This window comes from Mangrovimonas aestuarii, from assembly GCF_028767185.1.
Lineage (GTDB): Bacteria > Bacteroidota > Bacteroidia > Flavobacteriales > Flavobacteriaceae > Mangrovimonas_B > Mangrovimonas_B aestuarii.
Map to the genome: position 1 here is coordinate 215,588 of NZ_JARACK010000002.1, position 15,280 is coordinate 230,867.

Below are 15,280 nucleotides of genomic sequence, written 5' to 3' on the forward strand. Positions count from 1 at the left end.
TATGTTTTTAAGTTAGTTCTAAATCGCAAAACCAAAAGCCCATGGCTTCGGAAGTATCATTTGGTGCTGGATATTCACGGTATACTTTTTCTCCTATTTTAAATGGAATTGGATGTTTGAAAATTGGTCCATCAAAACAGAAGGTATGGAATTCTCCATTTTCACCGCAAGGGTCTACACTTTCAGGCAAGTCGTTTAAAAAGTTTTCATCCAAGGGATGGCCAACGGCATCTTTTCCAAAGTATTTGGCATTAGCACAAATTACTACCGCTTTAAAACCCAATTCGATGAACTCTCTCATTAGTTCTTTAGTGTCCCTTTTCCATAGCGGGAATACCGTTCTCATATTCAGTTTTGCCAAGTGTTCTTCACGATACCTTTTAAGGTCTTCCAAAAAAATATCACCAAAAGCAGCACATTCAAATCTATCTTGTTTTAATGCAGAGACCGTATCGTACATAATCTGATTATAAACTTTTATAGTTGCTTCTTTAGGAAGGGATATGATGTCAGCCGGTATGTTAATCGATTGCGTTTGAGCTTTAAGTAAGTCCCTATGTAGACCATGCATAGTGACACGGTTTTGTTCTTCACTAATAGTAGTTACAAGCTTTTCAATAGAGTATTCTTCATTTTGAAGAAGTTTATACAAAGCCAAAGCAGAATCCTTTCCGCTACTCCAGTTAAAGTAGGTTTTTGTTTTGGTCATTAGATCTATTAAAGGGTTACTCTTCCAAAGTGTTGTTAAAGATAAAACTAGGAAGGGCTTTGTCTATTTGCATATCCTCTTCAAATTTGATGAAGTCATTACTGTCTGCTACAGGTTTTAACCGTTTTAAATTTTGATGAGGTGAAAATCGACCTGTCCCAGCTATATTGGCCAAAGCTAATGCTAGCATTGGCTCATTTTGATTTCCTAGAACACCAAGATTTTTGTAATCTTCGACAATATTGATATCTGGGACTAAACCATCGTGAGGAACAACTTGATCGTTTACATTTTTTGTTATAGCAACTAAAGGCTGCATAGCATAAGTATGTGTAGGGTTAACACCTTCTCTTGTGAAATCTGGAGAATCGTAAATGGTAATAGAGGCTTGCGATTTACCCACAGTATTTACACCCACCTGAACTACATCTATATAGGCTTTCAAACTGTTAATAATCATTTCACTGGCAGAAGCTGTTCTATCTGTAGTTATTACATAAAGTTGATCAAGATTAAGACTGTTAATAGAGTTGCCATTAAAACTGCTGGTAAAACGGTACAATAAGTTTTCCGGATTTGAGATTTGGGACATGATGTCTTCATTATACTCCTGTTTGGCAAATATTTCACCATTTAGTCCTCCTGTAACCATACTTCCAAGTAAGGTGGCAGAATTTACAGAGCCTCCAGGGTTGTATCTTAAATCCAAAACTAAGTGTTGAACACTGGCGTTTTGCAGTTCGCCAAAAGCATTGTTTAACTGACTGTTGAAATCTGAAGTAAATCCATTATACATGATGTAACCAACATTTTCTCCATTAACCTCAAAGACTTCAGTGAGGTACACAGGATTCTCTGTATATGGAACTTTAGAAATAGATACACTCTCGTCCGTAGGTTCTATGCTATCATCGGTATCGTCCTCGGGAGTTCCGTTGTCATTATAAATGGCAAGGCTTAAATTATAAGATTGATTTTGCAGTAATGAAAGGTAGTTGTTCTCGGTTAGGGATGTTTCGTTTACTGCATAAAAGATGTCGCCTCTTTTTAACCCAGCATTGCTAGCCTCACTATTAGGCAAAACGAGTCTAACTACACCAATGATATCATTTGTAGAGTTTGGAGCGTAATATAACGAGAATTCCATGCCATTACTTGTAGTCGTTCCATTAAATTGTTGCTCAAGTGCAATATAGTCGTCAGTAATCCAACTAAAACGATCAATGGCTTGTCTTTCATAGATTAAGTTTTCAAAAAGTTCTTCAGGGCCTCCAAAGCTTTCCAAGTAATCACGATATTCCTGGTCACTGGTAAAACGGTTATTGGCTAAGTCTGGTTTTTCACTTTTATAAAGATATACAGCATTCATACCTTGCCAAACAAAATCCTTAATATCAAGTGAAGACGACAAATTGTCGTCCATATCATCAAAGCAAGAGGTTAAAAAGCTGAAGCAAAGTGTAGCAATAAATAGGTGTTTTAGGGTCTTCATTATCGTCTAATCTATAATCAAATTATAATCTTAAAAGCACTAAATTTAAGACATTATTTGGCAATAAAAATTTTTTGTAACAAAACACAGGCTCGTTCGTCGTAATAACAAATCGCAGCATAAAGCGAAAAATTAACCATCAGAAAAGAAAATGACTCAATCAGAGTTTTTAAATATTGTAATGCCTTTTAAGGATAAGGTCTTTCGGTTAGCGAAACGTCTTTTGGTTTCTAAAGAAGAGGCAGAAGATGCTACACAGGAAGTACTTATCAAGCTATGGAATAATAAATCGAAGATGAGTGCTTACAAGAATATTGAGGCTTTTTCTATGACGATGACGAAAAATTTATGCCTTGATAAACTTAAATCGAAACAAGCTCAAAACCTTAAAATTGTTCACAGTAATTATAAAGATCATAATATCTCTGTTCAAAAGCAGGCTGAAATTGAGGATAGTTTGGATTGGGTGGCGAGGATCATTGAAAAACTCCCCGAGCAACAGCGACTTGTTGTACAATTAAGGGATATAGAACAATATGACTTTGATGAGATAGCTGCCGTATTAGACATGAAACCTACAGCTATACGTGTAGCATTGTCAAGAGCTAGAAAAACGATACGTACAGAATTAATGAAGACACATAATTATGGGATCTCAAATTAAACATATAGAAGCACTACTTGAAAAGTATGAGAATGGACAAACTAATCTAAAGGAAGAGCAAGAGTTAAAAAACTATTTTTCGCAAGTAACCATTGCTTCACATTTAGAAGTGTATAAACCATTGTTTAATTACTTCTCAATTAGTAGTAATGAACAATATACCAAAGACGTTCCATTAAAAACCAAAAGCTATTTTAATTACAAATGGATTTCTGTCGCAGTTGTAGTTGTTTTAATGTTTGGGGCTTATTTTGAGTTTGTTAAGTCACCACAACAAAATGATTTGGGAACCATTGAAGATCCTCAATTAGCCTACAATGAGGTGGTTAAGTCACTGGAATTGATGTCCAATCAATTTAACAAAGGTGCTTCAACTGTTGGCTATTTGGATGAAATTGAACAAACCCGAAAACTTATTTTTAAAGACTAAAACCCAAAATTATGAAAACATCATTTTTAAATAGTAAACCCAAAATCATGAACAGTAAATTGATATTATTTGTATTGGCACTTATAGTGCTGCCTTTTAAAGGGATATCTCAGAACGTATTCGATAAATACAGTGATAATCCAGATGTGACTTATGTGTCCATTAAGCCAAAAATGTTCCAAATGTTGGCTAAAATAGATATTAACACCGATGACCCTGAAGCCCAACAGTATTTAGATATGGTGAATAGTATTACCAGCTTTAAAACACTTGTTACCGATAATATGGAAATTGCAGGAGATATTGTAAAGTGGGTGCAATCCCGTACAGCTCAATTAGAGGAACTTATGGAGGTTAAGGATGAAGGCATAGTTGTGAAGTTTTATGTGAAAGAAGGCAGGGATGAGAACCATGTTGAAGAGCTCCTTATGTTTGTTAACGGTTTGTCTGAAGTAACAAAAAATGCAGATGTAAGCATTAACGGTCAAAAGAGAGAGGTAGAAACAGTAGTCATTTCAATGACAGGGGATATTGATTTAAATCAAATCTCTAAGCTTACCCAGCAGATGAATATCCCTGGAGGTGAACATTTGGAAAAGGATAAGAAAAAATAAGAGTAGTCATGAAAACCATAAAAAATACATTTTTAGCATTATTTGTGGCTATGATAGTGTTTAGTTGCAATAGCGGACCTACGTTACAGACTTATTTTGTAGATCATCAGGAAACTCCCGATTTTACTTCTGCAGATATTCCAACAAATATTGTAAAGTTTGACACAGCCAGTTTATCAGATCGACAACTTAATGCCTATAATTCTGTTGAACGTTTAAACTTTTTAGGGTTTAAGGTAAGTGAAACCAATAAAGAATTATACAACAAAGAGTTGGATAAGATTAAAGTCATACTTGAAGACAAGCGTTACAACGATCTTATAGAGTTTAATGACAGAGGAAAGAAGGTTGTTGTAAAATATATTGGCGACAACGATGCTGCCGATGAGTTAATAGTGTTTGGTAGTTCAGCAGATTTAGGCTTTGGTATAGTACGTGTCTTAGGAGACGATATGAAACCATCGGATATGGCTAGTTTAGTAAAAGCCTTAGATCATGCCGATGTAGATGGAGAGCAGTTACAAAGCATTGCAGATTTTTTCAAACAATAAAAGATTGAATTTTTAAAAACAAAAAAGGAACTGATATTCAGTTCCTTTTTTGTTTTTATTCTTCATTTATATCTTTATCCTTAAGATCATTTCCTCCATACAGCAGAACGTTTAAGGTGACTGTTAGAAAACCAATAATCAAAAGAATGGCAACTACTAAGTTGTCCAATATGTCAAACACTCCAGCAAGTACAAAACCTATCGAGACTGAGCTGGTAAGCCCTAATGATTGTTTGTCATTAAGCATATGTTAAATCCCTGTATAGTTGGCAGGGGTAATTTGTTTTAGTTCAGTTTTTATAGTTTCAGCTACCTCTAAGGTATCAATAAAATCTGAAATAGACACTTGAGTGATTTTCGAATTTGTTCTGGTTAATCCTTTTAGAGCTTCATATGGATTTGGATAGCCTTCACGACGCAAAATAGTTTGAATCGCCTCAGCAACAACTGCCCAGTTGTTTTCAAGGTCTTCTTCAAACTTAGCTTCGTTTAGTAATAACTTGTTAAGTCCTTTTAATGTAGATTTAAATCCAATCAAAGTATGTCCGAAAGGTACACCAACATTTCTCAAAACGGTACTATCTGTTAAATCGCGTTGTAAGCGAGATAAAGGAAGTTTAGCCGATAAATGTTCAAAAACGGCATTGGCGATACCAAGGTTTCCTTCACTGTTTTCAAAATCGATAGGATTTACTTTATGTGGCATAGCAGAGCTTCCTACTTCACCTTTTTTGATTTTTTGCTTAAAGTAATCCATTGATACATAAGTCCAAATATCACGGTCAAGGTCGATTAAGATCGTGTTGATACGTTTCAATCCGTCAAATAAAGCAGCCATATGATCGTAGTGCTCAATTTGGGTAGTAGGGAAAGAGTGGTGTAACCCTAGAGTGTTTTCAACGAATTTAGTACCAAAAGCTTTCCAATCTACATTAGGATATGCAACGTGGTGAGCATTGTAATTACCTGTGGCGCCACCAAATTTAGCAGCATTAGGAATATCTTTAAGTAAGTTAAACTGAGCTTCCAAACGGGTAATGAATACTTCCATTTCTTTACCTAAACGAGTAGGAGAGGCAGGCTGTCCGTGGGTTCTTGCCAACATGGAAACACTGCTCCAATCGTTTGCCAATCCTTTAAGGGTATCTACCAAAGTTTGGAACTCACCATTGTATACTTCTTCAACAGCTTCCTTTATACTTAAAGGAACTGCTGTGTTGTTAATGTCTTGAGAAGTCAATCCGAAGTGGATGAATTCTTTATATTGAGAAATATTTAAAGCATCAAAACGCTCTTTAATAAAGTATTCAACCGCTTTAACATCGTGGTTTGTTACTTTCTCTATGTCTTTTATAGCTTGAGCGTCACCAGCAGAAAAATTGGTGTAAATAGCTCTTAAGTCAGTAAAAAGGCTAGTGTTGAAATCTGCCAATTGTGGCAATGGAATTTCACAAAGAGCAATAAAATACTCGATTTCTACCCTAACACGGTACTTAATTAAAGCTTCTTCGGAAAAATAGGCTCCTAATTCGTCTACTTTGTTGCGATAGCGTCCATCTATAGGAGAGATGGCGTTAAGTGTATTTAAAGACATAGTTTGTTTAGTTTTTTTAAAGCTGCAAAGATAGTTATTTGAGTTGGGATTTGGGAATTAGCAAGTTGGAAGATTTTGTTAAGTTCTATCACAAAGTTTAGAGAGAGTATTGTGGCTAAAAATAAGTAACTTAGAAGAGCTTAAAATTTATTTGAAGAATGATATAGTTATGGAAACCATTGATCTTCTCAGTTTAAGGAAACAGTTTGCTTATTATAAGCTTTTGGGAGATAGAACTATGGCTCAGTTGAGTGATGAGCAATTATTGTGGCAATATAATGACGATAATAACAGTATTGGTGTAATTGTAAAGCACCTCTGGGGGAATATGTTGTCTAGGTAGACTGATTTTTTGACTTCTGATGGCGAAAAAACATGGCGTGAAAGAGATGCTGAATTTGAAGCGGATATTAAAACACGAACTGAATTGATGGAAAAATGGGAAGCCGGTTGGTCTTGTTTGTTTTCAGCTATAGATTCGTTAACTGTTGATGATTTAGATAAAGAGATATTCATTCGTAATCAAGGGCATAGTGTGATAGAGGCTTTGTTCTGCCAGTTGGCTCACTATTCCTATCATGTAGGACAAATGGTGTACATCGGGAAAATGTTATGTGATAAGGAGTGGCAATCATTATCCATTCCCAAAGGGGAGTCCAAAGCATATAATGCTCAAAAGTTTTCAGAAGAGAAATTCAAACAGCATTTCACTGACGAGTTTCTGAAAAAGAAGTAACTAAACAAAAAACTAAAATAGTATGTCTAGCCGTCGAAAAGCCCCTATAAATTTAGATGTTCAAGAGTTTAAAACGATAGGGTATAATTTAGTCGATGCGCTTTCGGAGCTTTTGGAGACCATCTATATAAAAAAAGTCACATTAGGAGAAACCCCAAAAGAGATAAAGGAAATTTTGGGTGATGAATCATTACCCGAGCATGGAATATCTGCCGAATTGATTCTATCAAGAGCTCAAGAAATGCTTTTGGAGCATTCTTTATTTAATGGGCATCCACGGTTTTTAGGCTATATAACATCTTCTCAAGCACCTATTGGAATATTAGCAGATTTATTGGCAAGTGGTGTTAATGCCAATTGTGGCGCCAACATTTTAAGCCCTATGGCGACTGCAATAGAAACTCAAACGGTAAACTGGTTGGCTGAACTTATAGGGCTTCCAAATACTTATGGAGGAGTTTTGGTGAGTGGTGGTAATATGGCAAATTTTACTGGTTTTCTTGCGGGAAGAACCCAAAAGGCATCCAAGTTGTTCAAATCATCAGGTTTAAAAAATGAATCTAAGGAAATGGTGCTTTATTGTTCTAAAACAACACATACTTGGGTGGAAAAGGCAGCTGTTCTTTTTGGGCATGGTAGTAATGCGATTCGGTGGGTGGACACTCATGAAAATAGAAAAATGAATATATCTATTCTTGAGAGGCTTATTAAAGAAGATATAGAAAACGGAAAAGTACCTTTTATGGTAGTAGGTACAGCAGGTGATGTAAGTACAGGTATAGTAGATGATTTGGGGTCAATCGGTAAAATATGTGAAAAGTACAAGCTTTGGTTTCATGTAGATGGAGCTTATGGTGTTCCCGCTGCAATTGTTCCTGAGGAAAAGGAGAAATTCAAAGGCTTGGAAATGGCCGACTCCATTGCCCTAGATCCGCATAAATGGTTATATAGTCCGCTTGAGGCTGGCTGTACTTTGGTGAAAAATTCAAAACATCTTAGCGATACTTTTAGCTCCCATCCTGAGTATTATAACTTTGATTCAGACGAAGCCGACCCTTCGGTGAATTATTATGAATATGGTTTACAAAACTCAAGGGGATTTAGGGCTTTAAAAGTATGGGCAGCTATAAAACAAGTTGGTAAACATGGTTATATTGATATGATCCGTGAGGATATCAATTTGGCAAAAATGTTTTTCGATCAGGCTAATGAACATCAAGAACTGGAAGCGATAAGCCATAATTTAAGTATAACGACTTTGCGTTATGTCCCATTAAACTTAGCTGAACAGTATAAAGCTACAGGTTTTTTAAATGACTTGAATCAAAAACTCTTAAACGTACTGCAGAAGGAAGGAGAAGTGTTTTTATCTAATGCCATAATTAACGGTACTTACTGTTTGCGCGGGTGTATTGTAAATTTTAGAACGTCAGAGGAAGACATATCAAATATTATTCAAATTATTGTCGAAAAAGGACAACGCGTATATTCGGATTTAAAATCCTAGATTAATGAAATCATTGGATTTGTAGTTGTAAAAAAATTAAAACCGACTGAAAAACGGGTGTTTTTAAAGCAGAATATTTATGAGTAAAACAATTAGTCTCAGGGAAGCAATGTCTGTTGGAATAGGAGGCATGGTTGGAGGTGGGATTTTTGCTGTATTAGGACTTGCTGTTGATTATGCACAGGGTGGTACGCCTATTGCATTTGTATTAGCTGGTATTTTAGCACTTATTACTAGCTACAGTTATGTAAAACTGTCATTGAAGTTTCCGGATAGAGGTGGTACAGTTAAGTTTATCAATAAAGGGTTTGGTATTGGTGTCTTTAGTGGGGGAGTAAATAATTTATTATGGGTAAGTTATATTATTATGTTGTCTCTATACGCTTCTGCATTTGGGGCGTATGCGCCTAATCTTTGGGAAATAACAGGAAACAAAACGTTTGATTTCCATATTTATGCTTCTGGAATTATTGTTTTGGCGACTTTGATAAATTATTACAGTATAAAGGTGGTGAGTGCAATTGAATCTTATGCTGTTATTATTAAATTGGTGATTTTATTGGGGTTTGTATGTGTTGGTATTTATGGTCTGAAGAGTAATGTGAATTTGGAGCAATTGAATTCAAGTTATTGGTCGGGACCTTTGAAGTTGATAACAGGAGGAATGTTGATATTTGTAGCTTACGAAGGGTTTGAGCTTATAGCCAATGCAGTCCCAGATATAGAGAATCCCTCTAAAAATATTCCTAAAGCTTATTATTATTCAGTACTATTTGTAATTTTTCTTTATATCATTATTGCTTGTGTAGCAGTAGGTTCGTTGCAGTTTGATTTGATTAAAAAAGCCGAAGATTATGTGTTGGCGGAAGCAGCTAAGCCTATTTTAGGACAAACAGGATTTGTGATTATTACGGTTGCGGCACTTATTTCTACTTTTTCAGCTATTAATGCGTCACTATATGGAGGGAGTCGCGTGAGCTATGAAATCGCAGAAGAAGATGAATTGCCTCATGAGTTGAGTAGTCAGTTTTGGAATCACCCTATAGGGTTATTGATTACTTCAATTTGTACTTTAATACTAGTGAATACTTTAAAACTTGAAAGTATATCTGTAGCAGGTAGCATTGGCTTCCTACTTATTTTTTCTATGGTTAACCTATCGGCATTTAAACTTCATAATTCAATTCAGGCAAATAAGACACTTCCGTTGGTTGGTTCAGTATTATGTATAATAGCAATGCTGGTTTTAATTTTGAGTCAGATAGGATCAGACCCCGTGGGGATAGTTGTTGCCTTAGGAGTTATTATTATATGTTTTGGAGGGGAATACGTTTATAAATTCAACAAGTAATTTGTAGGTAAAATCAGTTGAAATTTAAGAATTCATTTTTATAGGAATATTTATATTCGCACATTAAAATTTTATTTTTTTAAATTCATGGGAAGATTTATAGGTATTGCTTTTACGTTTTTTACAGTGTTTAATATGTGTGCCCAACATGGTTGGTTAAAAGGAGAAATACATCTGAAAAGCGGAGATACATTAAGTGGATTTGTCAAAATTCCACAGATTTCAAAAGATTTAGTTGCGACACCATTTAATAATCCTGATAGAGTTAAGTATAGAGATACTCGAAAATCAAAAACAAAAACGTTTGAAGATAATCAAGTAAACATGGTTGTTGTTGAGGATACCGAGGAAGGTACAGCATCCTATGAATTTATTCCATTATCCAGAAAAAGAAATGCATTGTTCAGAGTTATTGAAAAAGGGAGCGTAACTCTATATGGTCGTAGTGTAGGGGCTTCAACATCTATGGGGCCAACATTTTTTTCTCCAGCTGGAGGAAGTGCCGTACCTAATATCCCTACCCACTATTATTATAGTAGTTTTAATGAGTTTTATGTAATTAAAGAAGGTGAGAGTGAGGCTTTCCCTTTAATGAAACATGGGACATTAAGGTCATTTAAAAAACAAGCAATAAAATATTTTCATGACTGCCCTTCGGTAGTTGAGAAGCTAAAAAACAAGATGTACAAGGAAGAAGATGTAAAAGAAGTTGTTGAAGAATATAACGCTTGCATCTAAATTTTAATAAATTATCTTGAAAGCATAAGCGACCTAATTGGGTTGCTTATTTTTTATTTGCCCTATAATATGCCTAGCCCTTGCTTTATATCCAGAACTTTCATTGGGGTATTCCTGTTGTAAAATGGTTATTAGTTCGGGATGAATCCAGTCAAATTCTTTGCCAAGTAAATAAAGACTGTTCATGGCGTAGGCTTTAGGTGCGATTTTTTGTTCAGTAATCATCCAATCAAAACAAGCTTCGACAATCCGATCTTTATGGATGCTGGATATAGTTGTTTTTATGCGATTCTCTTTTTTTGAAAAATAAGCAATGACCAAAAGCTCACAGACCTTGGCGACTGGGCGTACGGTAGAGTCTAAATGAACCTGTTTCAAACCCTTTGTGAATTTATCCAATAAAGGAAGTATAGCCTCTAAATTTTCTTTACAGACAAATTCGAACACCCATGCTGCTCGCGATGATATTTTATCATCAACTTTAAACATAATATTCATAAGGGGCTCCATAAGGATTGGTTCATTTAAAACCATAAGAGCGTATTTCATTCTGTTTTCCCTCGATGCCTTAACGTATCTCAATTTATCGTACAATTCTGCTGGGCTCATTCAATATTTTCTATATTTTTAGACCCTTAAAAATACAGAAGATGAAACTTGTTAAAAAAATATTACTGGCTCTTTTAGTAATTTTTGTGATTGCTCAATTTTTTGGACCTGAAAAGAACGAAGGTGATTTAGCTTCGGTAGATACTTTTATAGCAGATACCACTCCACCGGAGTCAGTACAAGTAATTCTTAAGGAAACTTGTTATGATTGCCATAGTAGCTTTACACGTTACCCTTGGTATAACAATATTACACCGGTAAATTACTGGATGGACGAGCATATAGAACACGGAAGAAAACACCTTGATTTCTCAAGCTGGGAAGGGTATTCGGTGAAGAAAAAAGACCATAAAATGGAGGAACTGATTGAAATGGTTGAAGAAAAAGAAATGCCATTACCTTCATATACATGGACGCACGGCGATGCCAATCTTACCGATGAGCAAATTTCTGAAGTTATAAAATGGGCAGAACAAGTACGTTTTAAGTACAGTTTGGTGGAGAGACCACAGTAAATGACACTTAAAAACAAAAAAGTTCTCATAATTGGCTTTGTATGGCCCGAGCCTAAAAGCTCAGCGGCTGGGAGTCGTATGTTACAATTGATAGAACTCTTTAACGAGCATGGTTGCGATATTACTTATGTGAGCACTGCTATTCGTACAGAACAATCATTTTCTTTGGAGGATTGGGGAGTGTCAGTAGACAATATCCTATTAAACGATGCTTCTTTTGATGATTATATCTTAAAACTTCAACCAGATATTGTAATGTTCGATAGGTTTATGACCGAGGAGCAGTTTGGTTGGCGAGTTGCTAAGCATTGCCCTAATGCACTTCGTATTTTGGATACCGAAGATCTGCATAGTTTACGTTTTGGGCGTCAAAAGGCTTATAAGGATAATGTTCCTTTCGATAAAAGTTACTTGTTTAACGATATGGCCAAACGGGAATTAGCGAGCATTTACCGTAGTGATTTGAGTTTGATTATCTCAGAAGCTGAAATGAAACTTTTATTGAAGGAATTCAAGGTCGATAAAAACTTGATTTACTATTTGCCTTTTTTACAACCCAAGATTTTGTTTGAGCAGTTTCAGGAGCTGCCAGGGTTTGAAGTTAGAGAGCATTTTATGACTATTGGTAACTTTCTTCACGAACCTAATTACAATTCGGCTGTTCATATAAAAAATCATATTTGGCCCAATATAAGAAAGCAGTTGCCTAAAGCCGAAATGCATCTTTACGGTGCTTATGCTTCCCAAAAAGTATTACAACTCCATAATCCAAAAGAAGGGTTTTTGGTAAAGGGTTTTGCGGAAGATGTAAATATAGCCATACAGAAATACCGGGTTTGTCTAGCGCCATTACAATTTGGTGCAGGTTTAAAAGGGAAACTTATTGATGCGATGCACAACGGAACACCTTGTGTAATGAGTTCTATAGCTGCCGAAGGGATGTTTGGAGAGCTTGAACCTAACGGATATATAGAAGACAGCCCTGAAGAGTTCGCAGATAAAGCGGTTAATCTATATAACAGTCAAACGTTATGGAAAGACTTTATGTTCAATGGTGTAGAAATAATAAACAAACGCTTTAATGTTGAGAAGTTAAAACCAGAGTTTATTTCTGCCATAGAATCACTTCTTAATAATCTTCAACAACATCGTTTAAACAATTTTATGGGTACTATGCTACAACACCACACCATGCAGAGTACTAAGTTCATGGCTAAATGGATAGAAGCTAAAAATAAATTGTAGGATTCTTTCAGGATTTGCTAACTTAATGGCATGAACTGGATTATAATATTAGAGATTCTCTATTTCCTTTTCTTGCTGTTTGTATGTTATCGCATTATTGAGGATACACGCGACAGTGCCAAATCATTGGCGTACCTTCTATTTGTAATATTCGTCCCGGTAATTGGTATTATTATTTACTTCTCTTTCGGTATTAATTATCGCAAACGAAAAATCTATAACAAAAAGGTTTTTAAGAATGCCGAGCTTGAAAAAGAACTGGCCGAGGAGGTTATGGAGTTTTCCGAGTCCATCATGAGGGAAAACAAATTGGGAAAACACCGAAAATTGGTGAATCTACTTCTTAAAGAAGATATCAGTCCTTTAACCAACGGGAATGAAGTGTCTCTTTTGATTAACGGAGAGGAAAAATTCCCAGAGTTGTTAAAAGCCTTACGTGGCGCTAAGCACCACATCCATTTAGAATATTATATTTTTTATAATGATGATATAGGTAGGGAGGTAGCCGGCGTCTTGCTTCAAAAAGCTAAAGAAGGAGTTGAGGTACGTTTTATATACGATGACTTTGGAAGCCGATCAATCAGAAAGGATCTAGTTCCTCGATTAAGAGAGGGGGGAGTAAAAACGTTTCCGTTTTATGAGATTAAATTGATAGCTTTTGCTAATAGATTAAATTATCGCAATCATCGAAAAATTGCCATTATCGATGGTACTGTAGCTTTCGTTGGTGGCATCAATGTGAGGAATCGTTATATAAACAACGGAAAGACTAATTTATATTGGCGAGATACACATTTAAAGATTCATGGTCCAGCAGTTTGGTATTTGCAGTATTTGTTTTTGGGAGATTGGAATTTTTGTGCCAGTGATAGTGTAAGACCAGATGATCGATTGTTCCGACCTGTTGATGCTTTTAAAGCTAACCAGAACAAGCTTGTTCAGATAGCAGGAAGTGGTCCAGATTCTAAAACGCCAAGTATTCTGTATGCGTTGTTTCAAGCCATAAACCTTGCAGAAGAAGAAATCTTGATAACAACGCCTTATTTTATTCCCAATCAAAGTGTTAAAGACGCTTTGATTGTAGCAGCTATGAGTGGTGTAAGTGTTAAATTCTTGGTTCCCCATGAATCTGATTCAAAGTTTGTAAATGCGGCATCCCGATCATATTACAGTGCACTAATGGAAGCCGGTGTTGAGATTTATCAATATACCAAAGGATTTGTTCACGCAAAAACTGTAGTTGTAGATAGCCATATTGCGATAGTAGGTACAGCCAATATGGATATAAGAAGTTTTGAACTGAATTTTGAGGTTAATGCAATTGTTTATGATGAAGCTTTAGCTGGTAAACTTCGGTATACTTTTTATAAAGATATTGAAGATGCACGATTGCTTGATTTAGAATTGTGGGAACAACGATCTACACATAAAAAGATTCTAGAGAATTTGGCTCGGTTAATGTCTCCCATGCTATAAATACTCTGGGATAATTAATAATTTTAACTTTATCAATCCATTAACATTATGTATACCAAGCGTAAATATGGTTTTTTTATGACATTTAATTGGTCTAAAAGACCTTTTTTTATAGGGCTTGTTTATGCTCTAATATTGTTTTATACTGTTTTTTTATTTAAGTTGAATTTTGAAATTCCTTGGCAGCCCATTGGGGTTATTGGGATTGCTGTAGCATTTTATCTTGGGTTTAAAAACAACAGTTCTTACGATCGTGCCTGGGAAGCTCGTAAAATATGGGGGAGTATTGTAAATAATAGCAGAACCTTTGGAGCGGCCACAGTTGCATTTGTGCAAGGCGATGATGCTCACAAAATTCAAAAAGAGCTTATTTACAGACATATTGCCTGGTTAACGGCATTGCGCCATCAGTTGCGGTTGAGTAGGGAATGGGAACATATTGAAAACCGACTTCAGGGATTATATGCACCCAAGGTTTGTGAGGACTATACCAATAGATTGGAAGATGAGCTTGAATCTTTCTTAAGTAACAAAGAGCTTAGGATTATGGAAGGAAGTAGTAATATGGCCACTCAAATTTTAAGGATACAGTCGGAGCGATTACAGGAGCTAAAGAACTTGAGATATTTTGAAGATTTTAGGCATATGGAATTTCATCATTTGGTTCAAAGTTTTTATGAAGATCAGGGAAAGAGTGAACGTATTAAAAACTTTCCTTTCCCTAGACAATATGCTTCAACGGCATACTGGCTTTGTTTTATCTTTTGTCTTTTTGTTCCGTTTGGACTTTTAGATATTTTTAAACTGGAAAACTATTGGGTTTATTGGTTAGGACCTGTTCTTTCAGCTGTAATTATTTGGGTGTTTTTTTTAATGGAAAAGATAGGTGATTATTCAGAAAACCCCTTTGAAGGCACCTATAATGATGTTCCCATTACCGCTATCGCTAGGGGAATTGAAATCGATATACGTGAAATGATTAACGATACAGATATACCTAAACCAGTTGAACCTGAAAATGGCTTTTTAATGTAATAACAGGTGAAATC

At 35.6% G+C, this 15,280-nt stretch carries 16 protein-coding genes and 1 pseudogene; 12 read left to right on the plus strand and 5 right to left on the minus strand.

The annotated features are described in order from the left end of the window. Positions 1–7: 7 nt before the first annotated feature. Positions 8–709, minus strand: a complete 702-nt coding sequence (locus tag PWU04_RS03730; protein WP_274474472.1) for a Dph6-related ATP pyrophosphatase — start codon at positions 707–709, stop codon at positions 8–10. A 16-nt stretch (positions 710–725) separates the two neighbouring features. Further along, complete coding sequence (locus PWU04_RS03735) at positions 726–2,201, minus strand: S41 family peptidase (protein ID WP_274474473.1); 1,476 nt, start codon at positions 2,199–2,201, stop codon at positions 726–728. Positions 2,202–2,352: 151 nt separating this feature from the next. On the opposite strand from PWU04_RS03735, the gene PWU04_RS03740 reads away from it, so the two are divergent. The 4 genes from PWU04_RS03740 to PWU04_RS03755 are packed head-to-tail and all read left to right on the plus strand — an operon-like array spanning position 2,353 to position 4,460. Beyond that, the gene (locus tag PWU04_RS03740) at positions 2,353–2,865 is read left to right on the plus strand and encodes an RNA polymerase sigma factor (RefSeq protein ID WP_274474474.1); all 513 of its coding nucleotides are present in this window, start codon (positions 2,353–2,355) and stop codon (positions 2,863–2,865) included. Further along, positions 2,849–3,295, plus strand: coding sequence for a hypothetical protein (locus PWU04_RS03745; RefSeq protein ID WP_274474475.1), 447 nt, complete (start codon positions 2,849–2,851; stop codon positions 3,293–3,295). Before PWU04_RS03740 ends, PWU04_RS03745 begins: the two co-directional genes overlap by 17 nt. Positions 3,296–3,306: 11 nt before the next feature. Next, the gene (locus tag PWU04_RS03750) at positions 3,307–3,909 is read left to right on the plus strand and encodes a DUF4252 domain-containing protein (RefSeq protein ID WP_274474476.1); all 603 of its coding nucleotides are present in this window, start codon (positions 3,307–3,309) and stop codon (positions 3,907–3,909) included. Between the two features lie 8 nt (positions 3,910–3,917). Further along, entirely contained in the window at positions 3,918–4,460 is a 543-nt protein-coding gene (locus PWU04_RS03755; protein ID WP_274474477.1) for a DUF4252 domain-containing protein, read from the plus strand. 55 nt (positions 4,461–4,515) lie between these two features. Here PWU04_RS03755 and PWU04_RS03760 read toward each other — a convergent pair whose 3' ends face one another. After that, positions 4,516–4,707 (minus strand): hypothetical protein, encoded by a 192-nt coding sequence (locus PWU04_RS03760; RefSeq protein ID WP_274474478.1) that lies wholly within the window; start codon positions 4,705–4,707, stop codon positions 4,516–4,518. Between the two features lie 3 nt (positions 4,708–4,710). Beyond that, positions 4,711–6,054 carry an adenylosuccinate lyase gene (gene purB, locus PWU04_RS03765; RefSeq protein ID WP_274474479.1) on the minus strand — a complete coding sequence of 448 codons (1,344 nt, stop codon included), beginning with the start codon at positions 6,052–6,054 and terminating at the stop codon, positions 4,711–4,713. A gap of 169 nt (positions 6,055–6,223) precedes the next feature. On the opposite strand from purB, the pseudogene PWU04_RS03770 reads away from it, so the two are divergent. The 4 genes and pseudogenes from PWU04_RS03770 (at position 6,224) to PWU04_RS03785 (ending at position 10,386) form a co-directional block, all read left to right on the plus strand. Further along, positions 6,224–6,790 (plus strand): annotated as a pseudogene (locus PWU04_RS03770) (DUF1572 family protein). A gap of 22 nt (positions 6,791–6,812) precedes the next feature. Beyond that, entirely contained in the window at positions 6,813–8,297 is a 1,485-nt protein-coding gene (locus tag PWU04_RS03775; protein WP_274474480.1) for a pyridoxal phosphate-dependent decarboxylase family protein, read from the plus strand. 79 nt (positions 8,298–8,376) lie between these two features. Then, positions 8,377–9,648: an APC family permease gene (locus PWU04_RS03780; RefSeq protein WP_274474481.1), complete on the plus strand. Its 1,272-nt coding sequence runs from the start codon at positions 8,377–8,379 to the stop codon at positions 9,646–9,648. 87 nt (positions 9,649–9,735) lie between these two features. Next, on the plus strand, positions 9,736–10,386 hold the full coding sequence (locus PWU04_RS03785) for a hypothetical protein (RefSeq protein WP_274474482.1): 651 nt from the start codon (positions 9,736–9,738) through the stop codon (positions 10,384–10,386). Between the two features lie 33 nt (positions 10,387–10,419). Here the strand turns inward: PWU04_RS03785 and PWU04_RS03790 are convergent, their stop codons facing one another. After that, complete coding sequence (locus PWU04_RS03790) at positions 10,420–10,995, minus strand: adenylosuccinate lyase (protein ID WP_274474483.1); 576 nt, start codon at positions 10,993–10,995, stop codon at positions 10,420–10,422. A gap of 41 nt (positions 10,996–11,036) precedes the next feature. Between PWU04_RS03790 and PWU04_RS03795 the strand changes: the two genes are divergently transcribed. The 4 genes from PWU04_RS03795 to PWU04_RS03810 all read left to right on the plus strand — a co-directional run bounded on the left by PWU04_RS03795 (position 11,037) and on the right by PWU04_RS03810 (position 15,266). Beyond that, positions 11,037–11,510 (plus strand): heme-binding domain-containing protein, encoded by a 474-nt coding sequence (locus tag PWU04_RS03795; protein WP_274474484.1) that lies wholly within the window; start codon positions 11,037–11,039, stop codon positions 11,508–11,510. After that, the gene (locus PWU04_RS03800) at positions 11,511–12,755 is read left to right on the plus strand and encodes a glycosyltransferase (protein WP_274474485.1); all 1,245 of its coding nucleotides are present in this window, start codon (positions 11,511–11,513) and stop codon (positions 12,753–12,755) included. Between the two features lie 30 nt (positions 12,756–12,785). Further along, a complete protein-coding gene (gene cls / locus PWU04_RS03805; protein ID WP_274474486.1) occupies positions 12,786–14,231 on the plus strand; it encodes a cardiolipin synthase in 1,446 nt (481 codons plus the stop codon). Between the two features lie 78 nt (positions 14,232–14,309). Continuing rightward, positions 14,310–15,266 (plus strand): bestrophin family protein, encoded by a 957-nt coding sequence (locus PWU04_RS03810; RefSeq protein ID WP_274474487.1) that lies wholly within the window; start codon positions 14,310–14,312, stop codon positions 15,264–15,266. Positions 15,267–15,280: the final 14 nt, after the last annotated feature.

Coding starts and splice junctions, on each gene's coding strand:
- purB (WP_274474479.1), bottom strand. CDS start 6,054: ATGTCTTTAAATACACTTAACGCCATCTCTCCTATAGATGGACGCTAT.
- PWU04_RS03800 (WP_274474485.1), top strand. CDS start 11,511: ATGACACTTAAAAACAAAAAAGTTCTCATAATTGGCTTTGTATGGCCC.
- PWU04_RS03745 (WP_274474475.1), top strand. CDS start 2,849: ATGGGATCTCAAATTAAACATATAGAAGCACTACTTGAAAAGTATGAG.
- PWU04_RS03740 (WP_274474474.1), top strand. CDS start 2,353: ATGACTCAATCAGAGTTTTTAAATATTGTAATGCCTTTTAAGGATAAG.
- cls (WP_274474486.1), top strand. CDS start 12,786: ATGAACTGGATTATAATATTAGAGATTCTCTATTTCCTTTTCTTGCTG.
- PWU04_RS03785 (WP_274474482.1), top strand. CDS start 9,736: ATGGGAAGATTTATAGGTATTGCTTTTACGTTTTTTACAGTGTTTAAT.
- PWU04_RS03795 (WP_274474484.1), top strand. CDS start 11,037: ATGAAACTTGTTAAAAAAATATTACTGGCTCTTTTAGTAATTTTTGTG.
- PWU04_RS03755 (WP_274474477.1), top strand. CDS start 3,918: ATGAAAACCATAAAAAATACATTTTTAGCATTATTTGTGGCTATGATA.
- PWU04_RS03760 (WP_274474478.1), bottom strand. CDS start 4,707: ATGCTTAATGACAAACAATCATTAGGGCTTACCAGCTCAGTCTCGATA.
- PWU04_RS03790 (WP_274474483.1), bottom strand. CDS start 10,995: ATGAGCCCAGCAGAATTGTACGATAAATTGAGATACGTTAAGGCATCG.
- PWU04_RS03735 (WP_274474473.1), bottom strand. CDS start 2,201: ATGAAGACCCTAAAACACCTATTTATTGCTACACTTTGCTTCAGCTTT.
- PWU04_RS03780 (WP_274474481.1), top strand. CDS start 8,377: ATGAGTAAAACAATTAGTCTCAGGGAAGCAATGTCTGTTGGAATAGGA.
- PWU04_RS03810 (WP_274474487.1), top strand. CDS start 14,310: ATGACATTTAATTGGTCTAAAAGACCTTTTTTTATAGGGCTTGTTTAT.
- PWU04_RS03750 (WP_274474476.1), top strand. CDS start 3,307: ATGAAAACATCATTTTTAAATAGTAAACCCAAAATCATGAACAGTAAA.
- PWU04_RS03730 (WP_274474472.1), bottom strand. CDS start 709: ATGACCAAAACAAAAACCTACTTTAACTGGAGTAGCGGAAAGGATTCT.
- PWU04_RS03775 (WP_274474480.1), top strand. CDS start 6,813: ATGTCTAGCCGTCGAAAAGCCCCTATAAATTTAGATGTTCAAGAGTTT.